The organism is Bacillus sp. C-3-6, from assembly GCF_054509685.1.
In genome coordinates this window covers 16294-31739 of sequence record NZ_JBSSBE010000003.1, presented here as the reverse complement: position 1 = coordinate 31739, position 15446 = coordinate 16294, and the positions used below count along the sequence as shown (strand labels likewise).

The 15446-nt window shown below is 33.3% G+C and carries 16 protein-coding genes; 15 read left to right on the top strand and 1 reads right to left on the bottom strand.

What is annotated here, in order from left to right:
- Positions 1-3 precede the first annotated feature (3 nt).
- The 4 genes from ACW0JX_RS29175 to ACW0JX_RS29160 all read left to right on the top strand — a co-directional run bounded on the left by ACW0JX_RS29175 (position 4) and on the right by ACW0JX_RS29160 (position 2535).
- A complete protein-coding gene (locus tag ACW0JX_RS29175; protein ID WP_072941909.1) occupies positions 4-1335 on the top strand; it encodes an ATP-binding protein in 1332 nt (443 codons plus the stop codon).
- 35 nt (positions 1336-1370) lie between these two features.
- Positions 1371-1949, top strand: a complete 579-nt coding sequence (locus tag ACW0JX_RS29170; protein ID WP_050845605.1) for a response regulator transcription factor — start codon at positions 1371-1373, stop codon at positions 1947-1949.
- A gap of 198 nt (positions 1950-2147) precedes the next feature.
- Positions 2148-2357, top strand: a complete 210-nt coding sequence (locus ACW0JX_RS29165) for a helix-turn-helix domain-containing protein (protein ID WP_225989863.1) — start codon at positions 2148-2150, stop codon at positions 2355-2357.
- A 28-nt stretch (positions 2358-2385) separates the two neighbouring features.
- Positions 2386-2535, top strand: a complete 150-nt coding sequence (locus ACW0JX_RS29160) for a hypothetical protein (protein ID WP_176524333.1) — start codon at positions 2386-2388, stop codon at positions 2533-2535.
- A 51-nt stretch (positions 2536-2586) separates the two neighbouring features.
- Here the strand turns inward: ACW0JX_RS29160 and ACW0JX_RS29155 are convergent, their stop codons facing one another.
- Entirely contained in the window at positions 2587-2982 is a 396-nt protein-coding gene (locus ACW0JX_RS29155) for a helix-turn-helix domain-containing protein (protein WP_459246001.1), read from the bottom strand.
- A 122-nt stretch (positions 2983-3104) separates the two neighbouring features.
- On the opposite strand from ACW0JX_RS29155, the gene ACW0JX_RS29150 reads away from it, so the two are divergent.
- From ACW0JX_RS29150 to ACW0JX_RS29100, 11 genes are all read left to right on the top strand, one after another.
- Positions 3105-3341, top strand: a complete 237-nt coding sequence (locus tag ACW0JX_RS29150; protein ID WP_098839964.1) for a helix-turn-helix domain-containing protein — start codon at positions 3105-3107, stop codon at positions 3339-3341.
- Positions 3342-3507: 166 nt separating this feature from the next.
- On the top strand, positions 3508-4104 hold the full coding sequence (locus ACW0JX_RS29145) for a hypothetical protein (RefSeq protein WP_459246000.1): 597 nt from the start codon (positions 3508-3510) through the stop codon (positions 4102-4104).
- 16 nt (positions 4105-4120) lie between these two features.
- Positions 4121-4993 carry a VirB6/TrbL-like conjugal transfer protein, CD1112 family gene (locus ACW0JX_RS29140; protein ID WP_151614186.1) on the top strand — a complete coding sequence of 291 codons (873 nt, stop codon included), beginning with the start codon at positions 4121-4123 and terminating at the stop codon, positions 4991-4993.
- Positions 4994-5344: a hypothetical protein gene (locus ACW0JX_RS29135; protein ID WP_459245999.1), complete on the top strand. Its 351-nt coding sequence runs from the start codon at positions 4994-4996 to the stop codon at positions 5342-5344. It begins immediately after the preceding gene.
- Positions 5337-5738, top strand: coding sequence for a PrgI family protein (locus tag ACW0JX_RS29130; protein ID WP_050845611.1), 402 nt, complete (start codon positions 5337-5339; stop codon positions 5736-5738). Before ACW0JX_RS29135 ends, ACW0JX_RS29130 begins: the two co-directional genes overlap by 8 nt.
- On the top strand, positions 5680-8094 hold the full coding sequence (locus ACW0JX_RS29125) for a VirB4-like conjugal transfer ATPase, CD1110 family (protein ID WP_078401690.1): 2415 nt from the start codon (positions 5680-5682) through the stop codon (positions 8092-8094). The genes ACW0JX_RS29130 and ACW0JX_RS29125 overlap by 59 nt, the downstream gene beginning before the upstream one ends.
- 18 nt (positions 8095-8112) lie before the next feature.
- A complete protein-coding gene (locus tag ACW0JX_RS29120) occupies positions 8113-12195 on the top strand; it encodes a lysozyme family protein (RefSeq protein ID WP_459245998.1) in 4083 nt (1360 codons plus the stop codon).
- 32 nt (positions 12196-12227) lie between these two features.
- Positions 12228-12530 (top strand): hypothetical protein, encoded by a 303-nt coding sequence (locus ACW0JX_RS29115; RefSeq protein WP_459245997.1) that lies wholly within the window; start codon positions 12228-12230, stop codon positions 12528-12530.
- Positions 12514-13206, top strand: coding sequence for a CD1107 family mobile element protein (locus ACW0JX_RS29110; protein WP_072941935.1), 693 nt, complete (start codon positions 12514-12516; stop codon positions 13204-13206). The genes ACW0JX_RS29115 and ACW0JX_RS29110 overlap by 17 nt, the downstream gene beginning before the upstream one ends.
- Before the next feature lie 3 nt (positions 13207-13209).
- Positions 13210-13722: a hypothetical protein gene (locus ACW0JX_RS29105; RefSeq protein ID WP_098863727.1), complete on the top strand. Its 513-nt coding sequence runs from the start codon at positions 13210-13212 to the stop codon at positions 13720-13722.
- A gap of 4 nt (positions 13723-13726) precedes the next feature.
- Complete coding sequence (locus ACW0JX_RS29100; protein WP_336974546.1) at positions 13727-15445, top strand: InlB B-repeat-containing protein; 1719 nt, start codon at positions 13727-13729, stop codon at positions 15443-15445.
- Position 15446 lies beyond the last annotated feature (1 nt).

Sequence of the window (15446 nt, the reverse complement as noted above, 5' to 3'; positions counted from 1 at the left end):
GTAATGATTGTCCTTGTATTTTTGTTGTGGATGATCGCCGCGATTTTGTTTTTTACGAATCCCAAAAATGAAACCACTAGATGGGGAAGCGCAATAGCTATCTTTGGAGGATTTGGTGGTTTAGGTGTAATGCTGGGTGATATTCCGAACCGCTCCGAATGGATTTTATGGGCGGATAGCATATCAACCTCATTAAGTCACTACATGACACCATATGCGATGTGGATTTTTGGTCTCTCTTTTGCAGAAGTTTTGAAAACAAAAAAACAAAAGATCTTCTGGAAAATTGTATTTCTAATACCGATTGTAATTATGTATCAATATGATACATTGTATCCAGTATTTAAAGCACATTATGTTGCACTTTGTCTTTGGGTAGTACCTTATGTAATTGGTATGGACATCCTCTTAATTTGGGCTACATGGCGTGAGAATAGACCAGCGATAAAGAAACACAAAATGTTTACTTGCCTGGTTATTGTACCAATGTCAACGTTTGCTTTATTCACAAATATAGTACTAGAAGCTATGGGAATAAAAGGTGTATGGCTGTATAATCCAATAGGAATAGCACTTCAATTTGCTTTTTTTGCTTATTTCATAATTAAATATGGATTTTTAGATGTCCAAATTGTATTTGAACGACAGCAAAGGGATACTACTATGCAGGCTGTCAGAAGCGGTTCAGCGTTATTTAATCATACAATGAAGAACGAAGCTTCAAAGTTGGATATTTTAATTCATGAGCTTAAAGACTCTATAGGTGACGACCCTAATTCTTCAGAAAATATTGATATGGCTTTAGCATCTACTAAGCATTTGTTAGACGTATCGACACGGATACAAAGTAAATTAGATATTATGCAGTTAAAGGAAACGGATTTCTTACTAAGTGAATGTATGGAATCTGCGATTTCTTTAGCACAGCCGTATATTGGTAAAGAAGTGCATATAACCAAGCAGTATGAAGTGGATATGCTTATACACGGAGACTTTGTCCATCTACAAGAAACATTCTTAAATATTATAAAGAATGCAACTGAAGCTATGAACAAAAAAGGGCATATTTTAATAAAAATATATAAAACTAGAAGAAAAATTTATATAGATATAAAAGATGATGGAATGGGGATAAAGAAAAGAGATCAGTCTCTTGTATTAAATCCTTTCTATTCAACTAAAGGGCATAAAGGGAATTATGGATTAGGGCTAACATACTGTTATAATGTCGTTCAACAGCATAATGGCGATATTTCAATAAAAAGTAAAGAAAATCAGGGTACTACAATGACTATTTGGTTGCCAAGTAAACGAATTGTAGAAGCTGCTGATTAGTAATTTATTCTTATATTGATGGGAGATTAAGCGTTATGCAACAAATTAGGGTAATGTTGGTAGAAGATGATACAGTCTGGATGAAGTGTTTAAAAAATTATATAGAAAAAGAAGAAGATATATTGATTGTAAGGCAAGCTTACACGGAGGAAGAAGCTCTACAAGGAAATATAGAAGAAATTGATATAATTTTATTAGATATTACATTGTCACCAGAAGATAGTCATTTAAATGGGCTAGAGGTAGCAAAAAAATTAACTGCAAAAGGTTTTAATAAGATAATTATGTCAACATCTTGGGATGAAAAGGAAATTATTTTAGAGGCTTTTGATAATGGAGCCATTAACTATGTAACCAAGCAGTCTTATAAAGATATTCCCAAAGTGATTAGAGAAGCATTTTATGATAAAAATTGCCTTCATTCAGATGTGTCAGCCGTACTAGTAGATGCATTGAAAATCGAAAGAAAAGCCAGAGTATTAACACCGTCAGAGCGTGAAGTTTTTTATTTGAAAGAAAGCGGACTTAGTAAGACTGAAATTGCAAAAAAATTGTTCAAATCCGCTGAAACGATCAAAAAGCAACTGCAAAAGATATATAGCAAAATAAAATAAAGGGCGAAATGCGCCCTTTATTTTATTTTGCTATTTTTTGTCATAAATAATAATTTTACCATGAAAATGGTCACGTGGGGAGGGGTATTTTTTTGCCCCTTCTCTAAATCAGGAAAGAATTGTAAGATAAAAAAGAATTTTTAAAACTATCTGTAAACAGATAAAGTAAATATATATAGCAAGAAATGATTCGAGGAGGTGGCCATTATTTATAAAATAAAGCTTTTCAGAGAAAGTAGAGGATGGAGTCAGTCAAAACTCTCAAGGAGATCAGGTGTCCCTCAATCTACAATTTCAGAAATAGAAAATGGCATCAGAAGAAATCCAACTTTTAAAACCTTAGAAAAATTAGCTAAAGCATTAGGGATTACTATCGAACATCTTGTTGTGACTAATGAAAATTCTTAAACAGTATGTTATAAGGGGCTGAAGAGTTATGTATCAATCGTTAGATCAAGCCGGGCTGAGGAATGCAGAAATAAAACTTTTAGAAAAAGTTTTAAGTAGCCAAGAAAATCCTGTGGAATTTTACTATGAAATCTTAAGTGTGTTAAATCAAATTGAACGTGAAAATCAAAATAAATGAGGAAGAGCATCTTAAAATAAAGACGCTCTTTTCTTTTCCATGATAGGTAGTTTACTTATTATTTTCATCTTTGTTAATCTCTTTATTTTGTAATTCAGCATGTTCAAATTTATTTTTGAAATCCAAGTAACTAATATAGGAAAGAAGTTCCTCTTCGAATACTGGAATATCCTTGCTTTTTTCGTACAATTTATGAGCCAACTGTGTAACAACTGCCTTTTTTTGCTCTTCGTTGTCCAGTACTTGATGATTCAACAAATAGTCGGTACTAACCATAAAATAGATTGCAATTTTTTTTAGCATATCAAAGTTAGGTTCTTTTTTTCCAAGTTCCCAAGCAGATACTGCACTTCCTGTTACATCTAACTCTTTACCCAAAGCATTTAAGCTAAGCTTTTTAAGTAACCTTAAATTCCTAAGATTCTGTCCGAAGGTATTGTTTTCCAATCAAATCAACCTTTCAATTAGTATTCGTTCAAAAACAAAAACAACGTTTAGTTCAATTAAGTTCAACAGTTCGTTGACATTGGATTATTAATCCAATAAAATATACACAAGGGGGTGGTAATTTGCCTAAAATACCGAATGAAAGTTCAACTATTTTAAGAACGGTTAGAGAAGCTAAGGGGCTAACTGTTCAAGATGTATCTCGATTATCCAATGTTCCTGAAAACACCTTGTATGGAATCGAGGTTGGTAAAAGTGGAGTAAATGCAAATAGAGCGGAGGCCATCAGCTTGTGTCTGCAAGAACCCCTTGAAAATCTGTTTGAACCAAGTATATTTAGTGCCAAAAAAATAGAATAAAATATATTTATTTTTTTATTTAATATGATGTACTCAATGTTTTCACCCTACACTTCCTACATTATATTGTAATAAAAAATTTCACAAATTTAATGCACGTCAATTCTAACTTTTAATGAGTAAGGGGGATATTACACTGAATTTAACAAAAAAAGCTTTATTCATAATGTTATCAGTTTCAATGTTATCAGCTTGTAGTAGTAAAAGTGAAAATGTTGTAAAAGAACAACAACAGACACAAGCAAAAAAGATTGTCAAAAAGAATGAATCAGTAAACTTGCCAGTCAATATTTTTAAAGATAGTAAATATGAAATTGTAATGGAAAAATTCACATTCACTCGCAGTATTACTAATGTTGAAATGAGAGATTTTGACGAATCATCTGAACTTGATTTGCGGGATCGATACAACAGTTATGTAAGTAATAAAAATTTAAACCTCAAAAATGATTTTAAACTACTAATCATTAATATGAAACATGAAATAAACGGAAAAGCAAAACGTAGTCCACAAGAAGGCTTTTTATTAAATAAAGGTTCAGGACTTGTGATAGGCGATAAAGAAATAGCTAGTGGGAATGAATTTTTAGAATATCAGCAAACACATATCACTACCGACTGGAGAGCAAAAATGACTTCAGAACAAACAGGGAAAGTATTATTAGCGATTCCAAATGAATATGCAAAAAACAAAAGTTTACAATTAAAACTTGTTCAAAAAATAGACGGTGAAAACAAACTCGTTTATATTGATTTGAACTGAACGAGGTGGACAGATGATGGGTGCAATCGTTGATGCTATCCTAGAAATGCTTTTTAAGATGTTCAAAGGTGGTATAGAACTCTTCCTTGATTGGATCACCGGATTATTCCAAAAAAGCGTTGATACAGTTCAGGCAAATGTTTCAGAAACTCCAACACAGTTTTCACAAACAATTGTTGAGAATCTTAGGCTAATATCTGACACCGCCATACTTCCCGTTGCGGGGCTGATTTTAACATATATATTTTGTTATGAACTATATCAGTTAGTTGTTGAGAAAAATCGCGGTAGCGATTTTGATACGGGACAATTAATGTTTTTAATCATTAAAACAAGTGCAATGATTTTATTGTTGACTAACGCTTTTGATATAACACTTGCTGTATTCGATCTTGGTAAATGGATAACAGATCATATTCCAGCCTCGACACTAAAATTGCCTGATACTATAACAGATAATCTTCTTAATTCAATGAAAGAGAATGACGTCGGTGCTGCCTTATCAATGTGGGTTGTTTCAGCTATAGCTTTAATCGCATCATTTGCTATGTGTATAGTTATCTATTTAGTAGCTTGGAGTCGTATGGTTGCAATTTTGCTTTACATTTCAGTTGCTCCAATTCCTTTTGCAACATTTTTAAATCGTGATTGGATTGGAAGTATTGGGCAAGCATATGTTAAAAATTTACTGGCTCTAATGCTTCAAGGATATTTCATGCTCGTTTGCTTAATTATTTATGCTGGGTTACTCGAAAAAGCAAGTGGTTTAATGGCTGCTGAAAAAGATGGGTTATTCGGATTAATGTTAATGCTCGTTTCTATGGCGATTCTCGTAGTATCGTTAACACGAACACATTCACTTGCTAAATCTGTAGTGGGGGCAATTTAAATGAAACTATGGATTAATAAACATAAAAACCTATTAATTACATTTGGTGTTATTTCACTAGTGACATGGATAGTAACATTGATTGAAATAAATTTAATTGTTGCTAACGCTGACGATTTAAAGGAATATGCAGAAACAAAGGTTATTTCAGATGATTTAAAGATTGTTGGCTTACTAGGTATGTTTGATATTACACTGCTTATTCTTTGGACATTTATATTTATGTTTATCTTTATGAAAATCATTTTCCCAAGTAAAAAGGCATTACAAGGAGCCTTATTTATAGAGGAATTTAGATTTTTGAAAGATATGCCTAGTGAACTTAGGAAGGGGTTAGATAAGAATGAATAATAATTTCGTTGTATCTATTCCCAAAGAGTTAAAGACCATAAAGTCTAAATTGTTTCTCGGGTTAACAAAAAGGCAATTGATCGGATTTTCAATTGCTTTAGCGATAAGCTTACCAGTATTTTTCTTACTAAAAAGCTTTAGCGTAGATATTGCTTTATATGGTCTTTTCTTTACAGCATGCCCAGCGATCTTCGCTACAATCTTCACCAAAGATGGTATGCCTGCTGAAACGTGGATTAAGCTGTATTTAGAATATAAATATCTGAATCCGCAAAGGAGATACTTTAAAGTATCAAAAAGAAACGTTAAAGTTGCAGCAGAAAGGAATATGATGAATGAAAAACGCAAGGTTAGAAAAACTCAATCTGTTTCAGGCGTTGCAAAAACTAATTGATTCAAAACGTCCAATAAGAAAAACCACACAAGAAACATTAAACTACAACAAAATGTATCCGAATGGGGTTTGTCATGTTGGAGAGAAAACTTATAACAGAATGATTCGTTTTTCGGATATATCGTATCAATTGTCACAAGATGAAATAAAACAAAGGATTTTCGCACAATATAGTACACTACTAAATTCATTTGATGACACTATTAAAATTCAATTTTGCTTTATCAATTATCGTATGAATGGTGAAGAGAATGAAGAAGTGCTTGCTTACAGCAAAAGTATGAGTAATATTGAAGATTTTGAAACGATGCAAGAAGAATATTTTTCATTTCTAGAGGAACAAAGACAAAAAGGAAATAATGGTATTGTCCGAAATAAGTACTTGGTTTTTTCAATAACAGATGAATCTTATAATAATGCCGTTAGACGTTTAGCAAGTATCGAAGAAAATATCAGAGATCACTTTAAAACATTAGGCGTAGGAGTAGAAGAATTAAATGGTATTGAACGATTATCAGTTATTAATTACCTGTTAAATAATAATTCTAAGCACTATATCGAATTAGAGAGTTTATCAAAGGAACAACTAAGTAGTGGAACAACTAAAGATTTGATTGCACCTAAAAACATAGATTTTGAGTCCTATGCAGATGAATTTAAAGTGAATAACAAGCATGCAGCTGCTTTACATTTAAAAATTGAAGCAACGGAATTATCGGACCGAGTTTTAGCGGACTTTTTAGATTTAGACCTTGAAATGCTTGTTAGTATGCACATTCGTAGTCTTGGACAACAACAGGCTGTCAAAATGGTTAGATCGAAAGCATCTGACCTCGATAGTATTAAAATCGAGGAACAAAAGAAGGCTCTACGTAGTGGTTATGACATGGATATTCTTCCAACAGATTTAAATATGCACGTTGAAGAAAGTAGAAAAATTTTAAGAGATTTACAAAGAGAAAATGAAAGATATTTCTATTTGACCTTTACTATTATAGTTTTTGAAAATGATCGCAAAAGCTTAGATAATGCAATTTTCAGATTGAATTCTGTCGCACAAAAACAAAATTGTACATTAAAAAAACTGAAATTGCAGCAAGAAAAAGCCTTAATCAGTGCCTTACCACTTGGTGAAAATATTAATGAAACAGATTTAGAGCGTGGACTGACAACCTCATCTACTGCCATATTCGTACCGTTTACTACACAAGAGCTATACCAAGAAGCTCAAGAACCTGTATATTACGGATTAAATGCTCTAAGTAATAACCTAATTCAAGTTAGCAGAAAGGCCCTTAAAAATCCTAATGGTCTGGTTTTAGGTACACCTGGTTCGGGAAAATCATTTTCTTCCAAACGAGAAATAATAGATACCTTCTTGAGAACTACAGATGATATTTTGATTTGTGATCCAGAGGCGGAGTATACACCCTTTGTTTACAGGCTAGGTGGAGAAATAATTAAAATATCTACAAGTTCGAAGGATTATATTAATCCGTTAGATATTTCATTAGATTACGGAGAAGGCGAAAACCCAATTTCTTTCAAGACGGATTTCGTTATTACCTTGATGGAAGTAGTTGCAGGGGGGAAATCGGGACTAACAGCAAAGCAAAAAACAATTGTAGATAAATGTGTTCGTATTATTTATCGTCCTTATCTTGAAAATCCAACACCTGAGAACATACCGATTTTAGAGGATTTATATAATGCTTTAGTTAATAACGATAGAGCTGAAGGGCGAGAATTAGCAGATGCATTAGAATTATATGTTCATGGTTCATTGAATGTATTTAACCATCGTACAACTATTGACGTTAATAATCGTTTGATTTGTTTCAATATTAAAGAGTTGGGTTCTAACTTACGAGAGTTGGGCATGTTAGTCCTACAGGATCACGTTTGGAACAAAGTAACGATAAACCGTAATAAAAATAAAAAGACATGGTATTACATGGATGAATTCCACAAACTCTTAGCAGAAGAACAAACAGCAAATTATAGTGTAGAGTTTTGGAAGAGATTTAGAAAATGGGGCGGTATACCAACAGGTATGACGCAAAACGTTAAAGATTTATTATCAAGTCCAAAGATTGAAACGATTATTGATAATACAGACTTTGTTTATCTTTTAAATCAAGCAACAAGTGATAGAAGAATTTTACAAAGTAAATTCGGTATTAGTGATTATCAAGCAAACTATATAACTAACTCTAAAGAGGGCGAAGGTTTAATTGTTTATTCAGGTGTCATTTTACCATTTAAGGATAAGTTCCCTAAAAACAATTCCTTATATCCGGTTATGACAACAAAACCAGAGGAAATTAAGCATTTGAAGGCAACTGCAAATGAGTAATGAGGGGGCTGCTGAAACTTGATTAGAAAAAACACATCTGATAAATCAAATAGCAATTTTCGGCAACAAGAGAGTGCTATGAAGGAATTAGATAAAAATGTTGAGACAGCAGAGCAGAGAAACATCTCACAAGCTAAAAATGCCATTGAGAGCCCGCAACAAGAAACAGATTCAGAGAAGTTGCAAAAAGAATCATTTAAACAATTTCAGCATAGCAACCAAGAGTTTCAACAACAAGAAAGTTCGGTACAGGTAGTGGATCGGAAATACGAAACAGCTGAGCAAAAACAGTTTTCACAAACTACTAGTACTATAGAAATCCCACAGCAAGATACTGGGCAAGGAAAATTGCAAAAAGAATCATTTAAACAATTTCAACATAGCAACCAAGAGTTTCAACAACAAGAAAGTTCGGTACAGGTAGTGGATCGAAAATACGAAACAGCTGAGCAAAAACAGTTTTCACAAACTACTAGTACTATAGAAAGCCCACAACAGGATACTGGGCAAGGAAAATTGCAAAAAGAATCATTTAAACAATTTCAGCATAGCAACCAAGAGTTTCAACAACAAGAAAGTTCGGTACAGGTAGTGGATCGAAAATACGAAACAGCTGAGCAAAAACAGTTTTCACAAACTACTAGTACTATAGAAAGCCCACAACAGGATACTGGGCAAGGAAAATTGCAAAAAGAATCATTTAAACAATTTCAGCATAGCAACCAAGAGTTTCAACAACAAGAAAGTTCGGTACAGGTAGTGGATCGGAAATACGAAACAGCTGAGCAAAAACGGTTTTCACAAACTACTAGTACTATAGAAAGTCCACAACAGGATACTGGGCAAGAAAAGTTACAAAAACAATCTTCTAAGTTATTTCAACACACCAACCAAGAATTCCAGCAACCAGAGAGTACCGCAAAGGTACTAAATAAGACGTTTGAAACAGCTGAACAAAAACAATTTTCGCAAACTACTAGTACTATAGAAATTCCGCAACAGGATACTGGGCAAGAAAAATTACAAAAACAATCTTCTAAGTTATTTCAACATACCAACCAAGAATTCCAGCAACCAGAGAGTACCGCAAAGGTACTAAATAAGACGTTTGAAACAGCTGAACAAAAACAATTTTCGCAAACTACTAGTACTATAGAAATTCCGCAACAGGATACTGGGCAAGAAAAGTTACAAAAACAATCTTCTAAGTTATTTCAACACACTAACCAAGAATTTCAACAACAAGGAAGTTCGGTACAGGCAGTAGATCGGAAATTTGAAACAGCTGAACAAAAACAGTTTTCACAGGCTACTAGTACTATAGAAAGTCCACAACAAGAGACCGAGCACGGGAAGTTACAAAAACAATCTTCCAAGCTGTCTCAACACATCAACCAAGAGTTTCAGCAACCAGAAAGTACCGCAAAGGTACTAAATAAGACATTTGAAACAGCTGAGCAAAAACAGTTCTCACAAGCTACTAGTACTATAGAAGGTCCGCAACAAGAGACTGGACACGGGAAGCTACAAAAACAATCTTCCAAGCTGTCTCAACACATCAACCAAGAATTCCAGCAACCAGAAAGTACCGCAAAAGTACTAAATAAGACATTTGAAACAGCTGAGCAAAAACAGTTTTCACAGGCTACTAGTACTATAGAAAGTCCACAACAAGAGACTGGACACGGAAAGCTACAAAAACAATCTTCCAAGCTGTCTCAACACATCAACCAAGAGTTCCAGCAACCGGAAAGTACCGCAAAGATACTGAATAAGAAACAGGAAACAGCCGAGCAAAAACAAGTTTTACAAACTATAAATGCTACTGAGAGCCCGCCCGAAAAAAGGCAAGGAAAGTTGCAAAAGCAACCTTCTAAAGTATTGCAACACAGCAACCAAGAATTTCAACAACAAGAAAGTACGGTACAGAGGGTAGATAGGCACTCTGAAACATCTAAACAGAAACAATTTTCACAGACTACAAGTGTTCTCCAAAGCCCACAAGAAACAGGGCAAGAGAAATTACAAAAGCAATCTTCTAAACAGTCTCAACATATTAATCAAAAGATTCGACAACAAGATCGAATCAAAGAAGTTCAGAAACCAAAGGCAGTAAAAACATCTCAACAAAAGCAATTAGAGCAAACTGAAAAATCACTTTTAAAAGAAAGCGAAAAAAAGTTCAAAAAATTATTAACTGATAATCCAAAAGTTCAAAAGGGAATACAGTTTATTGGAAAACTCGGTAAAGATTCCTTGATTGCTACAAAGGCTGAAGTTAAAAATTCTTTAATAGAGGCCAAAAACACCTTGAAATATGGTACTAAAACTCTTGCAGGTGCTACAAAAAACTCTGTAAAAGGTGGTATTAAAAAGTATCAAAAAGCATTAGAACAAGGTGATGATGGTGTTAAGGTAGCCAGTCAAGGGGTTACTAAAGGTTATAGATTAACCAGGAAAGGGTTTGGATTAACCAAAAAGGGTTTTCGAAAATTAAGGAAAAGAAGACAAGAAAAGCTTTATATAAAAACACTTGATAAAGGGAAAATCGAAAGTCTCAAAAAATTAAAAAAGCTAGAGAAAAAGCCTAGCATAAAAAAACTAACAAAAGCAACAGCAAAAAAGTTAACGAAAGTAACAACAAATGTAGCAGGAAGTAGTGCTTTAAAGTATCAAGAACAACTAGAAAAAGGTGACGAGGGCGTAAAATTAGCGAGTCAAAGTGCCACGAAAATTGCTAGAGCTACAAAAAAGCTCGCTAAAAATAGAATTAAAGCAAATGCAAAATTAGGGAAAATGGGTAAGCAACAAAGCAAGCTAATACCTTTCCCTAAAGATACAAAGCTCAAAGTAGAGTCTAAGACTATCCTAAAGAAAAAAGCTATTAAAAAGAAAATGTACTACTCTCCACTTCGAGACAAGAATAAGGCAAGAGCCCTTACGAGTATTGCATCTAACGTTAAGGATCAAGTTGCTAATTTACTCAAAAGTTTAGGGAAATTTAATCTTCAAAACGTCAAAAAGCTAATAGGAACTAAGGTTGCAGCAATAGCTGGCGGTGCATTTACTGGTGCTTTACCAATAATATTTGTTGGGATTATTTGTTTATTGATTGCAGGTATGTTGGGTGCCGGATCAAAGTCACAAGAACAAATCAGTGGAAACATTGGTGCTTCAAAAAACTTATCTCCTGAAGTTGAAAAATGGCGAGCATTAGTTGAAAAAGAAGCCACTGCACAAGGCATGCAAGATTATGTCAATTTACTTTTAGCTATAATACAGATCGAGAGCGGAGGAACAGGTACTCGCGACATTATGCAGTCTTCCGAGTCTGCTGGTTATGGTAGACCAAATGTATTTCAGACAGAGGAAGAGTCCGTTCGACAAGGTGTAAAGCATTTAAAAGATTGTTTGCTAGCCCTAAAAGCTTTTAACATGGGTTATGAAAATAATGTTAAGGCATTAGCACAAGCCTACAACTATGGTAATTATTTCGCAACATGGCTTGGTAAAAGAGGGGGAGAATATTCCCTTGAGGTAGCTGAAGAATACTCACGAACTGTAGTAGCCCCAAGTTTAGGAAATACTACTGGGATTACTACACCTTACGTCAACGAAACATCGGTTCGAGTAGGTAAACCCTATAGATATGTTGATGGAGGAAACTTCCATTATGGTGAGTTAATTAGTGAGTACATTGGGGGTCCTGGTGCAAATATTTCAGGAGATTTCAAAACAGTATTAGCAGAAATTGAGAAATTTCAAGGATGGCCGTATGTATGGGGCGGTAAAAATCCAAATCAAGGATTTGATTGTAGCGGGCTAACATCTTGGGGCTTAAAGCAAATTGGAATAAATATAGATTCATACGCACTGACACAATATCAGGTAACCCAACCAATTAATCCAAGTGAAGCACAGCCAGGTGATTTAATCTTCTTCAAAGGTACTTATGGCGGTCCAGATCATATTTCTCACGTTGGATTCTATATTGACGAAAACACTATGTATGACAGCCAAAATGCTGGGATTGGTTATCACAGCTGGAAAAATCCATACTGGCAACAACATTTCGCTGGAATCCACAGGGTTAAAAGATAATAGTTTTAAAAAAGTATTAAGGAGTGGTTTTTTTGTCAGATCGCATCAAAAAATTAGAGGAAAAAATCGCAAAAAGAGAACTACGAATTGAAAAATTACAAGACAATTTGAAAGACGAAAAAAGCCGATTAGCTACAGATAAAGAACTACTGTTTAATCTGAAATATAGTGAAGTGTTGAGACGGCTGCAAGAAACAGGAGTAAGTCCTGATGAAGCACTAAAAGCAATTGATAATGAAGTAGAAAAAGGCCAAGTTGAAACTGATGTGAAAGAAGATAACCAAAATAACAGTACTAAGCGAGAAGGAGCTCAAGGTTATGTTCAAACTTACTAGACGATTGTTTTTCACAACATTATTAATGGGTTCACTGTCATTCGGAAGTGTTTCCAATTTAACATACGCAGAAGAAAACAAATCAGAAACACAAAAGGTAACAGAAAATAAATCAGTAGGAGAGCCACCTTCTGGACCAGACGTTAAGGGTGAAAAGAAAGAACAAGAAGTCGAAGCTCAAACGCCTGCAAGTGTTAATGGAAAAAAAGTCGATGGTACAGGGACAGTTACAGACTTTACAACAAGCGGTTCTAAAGCATTTTATACAATCACCGATAAAGATAGTAATGTATTTTACTTAATTGTGGATTTAGATAAAACCCAAAATAATGTCTATTTTTTATCAGATGTTAAAAAGACAACACTAGATGGTACTGCAACTGCTAGTAAAGATGGTACAAGCGCTAAACCAAATGTACCAAATCAGAAACAAGCAGAAGCTGAGAAAGCAAATACTCAATCTGCAACAGAAAAACCGAAAGAAGAAAGTAACAACAATTCGTTTCTTCTAATTGTATTATTGATTGCTGTGGTTGGGGTTACTTTATATTACTTCTTAGTTATGAAAAAGAAAAAGAATCAAACCAAGGCAAATGAAGATGAAGAAGTAATGGAAGATGATTACTATGAAGATAATTTTGAAGATGAAAGAAAGAAAAATAATAAGGAAGATTAATAAATGCTGATTAAAGCCTATATAAAGAAGCATATGTTTCATCTTCCTACTCTTAATAATCAGATATTAGAAATGCAAGTTGTACAGGCCTTAAATATAAAAGTTGATAAATCAAGAATTTCAAAGCTATATCCTCTTACAAAAATAGAAGATAATGAAAATATTTTAATCAAAAAACAACATACAAATATCTTCTTACTAAACTTATTGCTTTTAGTATTAAATCACAATAAAAAAAACATTGCTGTTCAAGAGTATTACAATAACGAATGTATTATTTCAAAATTAGAAGAAGAAACAAATTTAGAATTAAAAAATATACCCTTTGACAACTTAGAAAAAAATATTATGGCGTATTTAACTTCTTCTAATCTAGATGAGCCCTCTGAAGTAATCGATATGCTGGATCAAATGATAAAAGCAAACGAAAACAAGGAGGATTCAGCTCTTGAAAATGTTGAGTTTAGTTTGGATTGGCTAGAAAAGGCACAAAAAGAATTAAACAGAAGGGATTAATCATATGTGGGAAAAGTCAAAGCGGGTTTTAGTAAGTAGTGTTCTATCACTTTCTCTAATAGGTAACACAACAGTCCTTGCTACTGTAAATAATCCTACACAAACAAAAGAAAATGAAAATATTGCTCGGAATTATTTGAAAGTGAGCTATGAAGGTAAAGTTTTATTCCATGAACTAATACCATCCAAAGCGATGATCCAAGTGCTAAATGAAAATAATGATGTAGTTGAAAGTACGGTATTAACTAGTGATAAAGAAATGAACCTTGAAAAACCGAAGGTTAGTAATGGGAAAATGTTAAGTTACTGGTCAATTGAAATGAAAGATGGAAAATTACTTATTAAACCAGTCTTAACAACTAAAGAGGAATTTTCAGTGAAATTCTATGTTAAAGATGTAGGTGGAAATTTATTAGAAAATCATGCGCAAGTAAAAGAAGTAGTGAAAAGTGCTACTAAAGATACAAAACTAAAAGATGTTTTACCAGATATAAATCCAAGCACAAATTATAAATTTACAGGGTGGTTTGAAGCAGTAGATAAAGGTGATGGAAAAAAGGTAGAAGAAAAACTACAGGATATTGATAATAAAAAAATTACCGATTCTAATGGTGAATATTACGCTAAATTCTTCTCTGATTTTAATAACAATGGGATTGACGATAAAACAGAAGAAATTACGGTGAATTTTGTAACAAATATAGAAGAACAAATTGCACCTGTAAAATTAAATATCGGTCAAAAAATTAAAGCGCCTAGACTGTCTAATAAAGACAAGATTTTCATCGGTTGGTATACAAATGCTGAGTTAACAAATAAATTTAGCAATGACAACTTAAAAGATTCCATTACTCTTTATGCAAAATGGGAAAACGCTGAAAAAGTAATCACTGAATCTGAAAAAAAACCAATTACAGATAAAGATGTTTCAGATCAGGTTGAAAAAATTTTAAATGAACGTTTTAAAGAATTACAAGAAGCCCAAACCAACACAGAAAAACCTAACGAAACTACAACCGAGGTACCAAATAAAGAAACAACGGGAACAACAGAGAAACCTAACGACAGCAAAGGTACAGCCACAAATAGCAATCAAAAATCGGATGCAAACAATGCAAAAACTAATAATGGTAATGTTATTCCCCCTACAAATAATCCATGGGGAGGTTCGATGCAAAACGATACTAAGTTAAAAGATTATTTAACTTCAAACAGTTCAAATAATAATAAAGTTAGCGTATACACTGAAAAAAAATACGTGTTTAAAAATAAAAATATTGGCGAGAAATACATGGTCAAATTTTTAGATGCAAGTGGCGCATTTGTTTCTAGCCTAACGCTACCCTATGGAAGAACAATTAAAATATTAGATGAAAACGAAAATTCTCATGAAGAATATGCGGTTCGACAAGATACCACAATTAACCTGGATACAGAAAGATACATTAATAAAGGTTCAACATTTTTGGGACTGGATACACGAACCGTACAAGTGAATGCAACAGAAATAACAGAAATATATCCAACTACCGCAAAGAACAACTCAAACAGTTTTTTATACAAAAAAGATGAAAAAAATAACCAAAAGAAAGATTCAAACAATCAAAATATAATAATCGCATTAATTACAGTTGCGGTGATCTGTATCATATTAGGAACATTTTTATTCTTCAAAAAGAGAAAAAAGAAAGAGAAGAATCAAGAACAAAACATTAATATGTAAA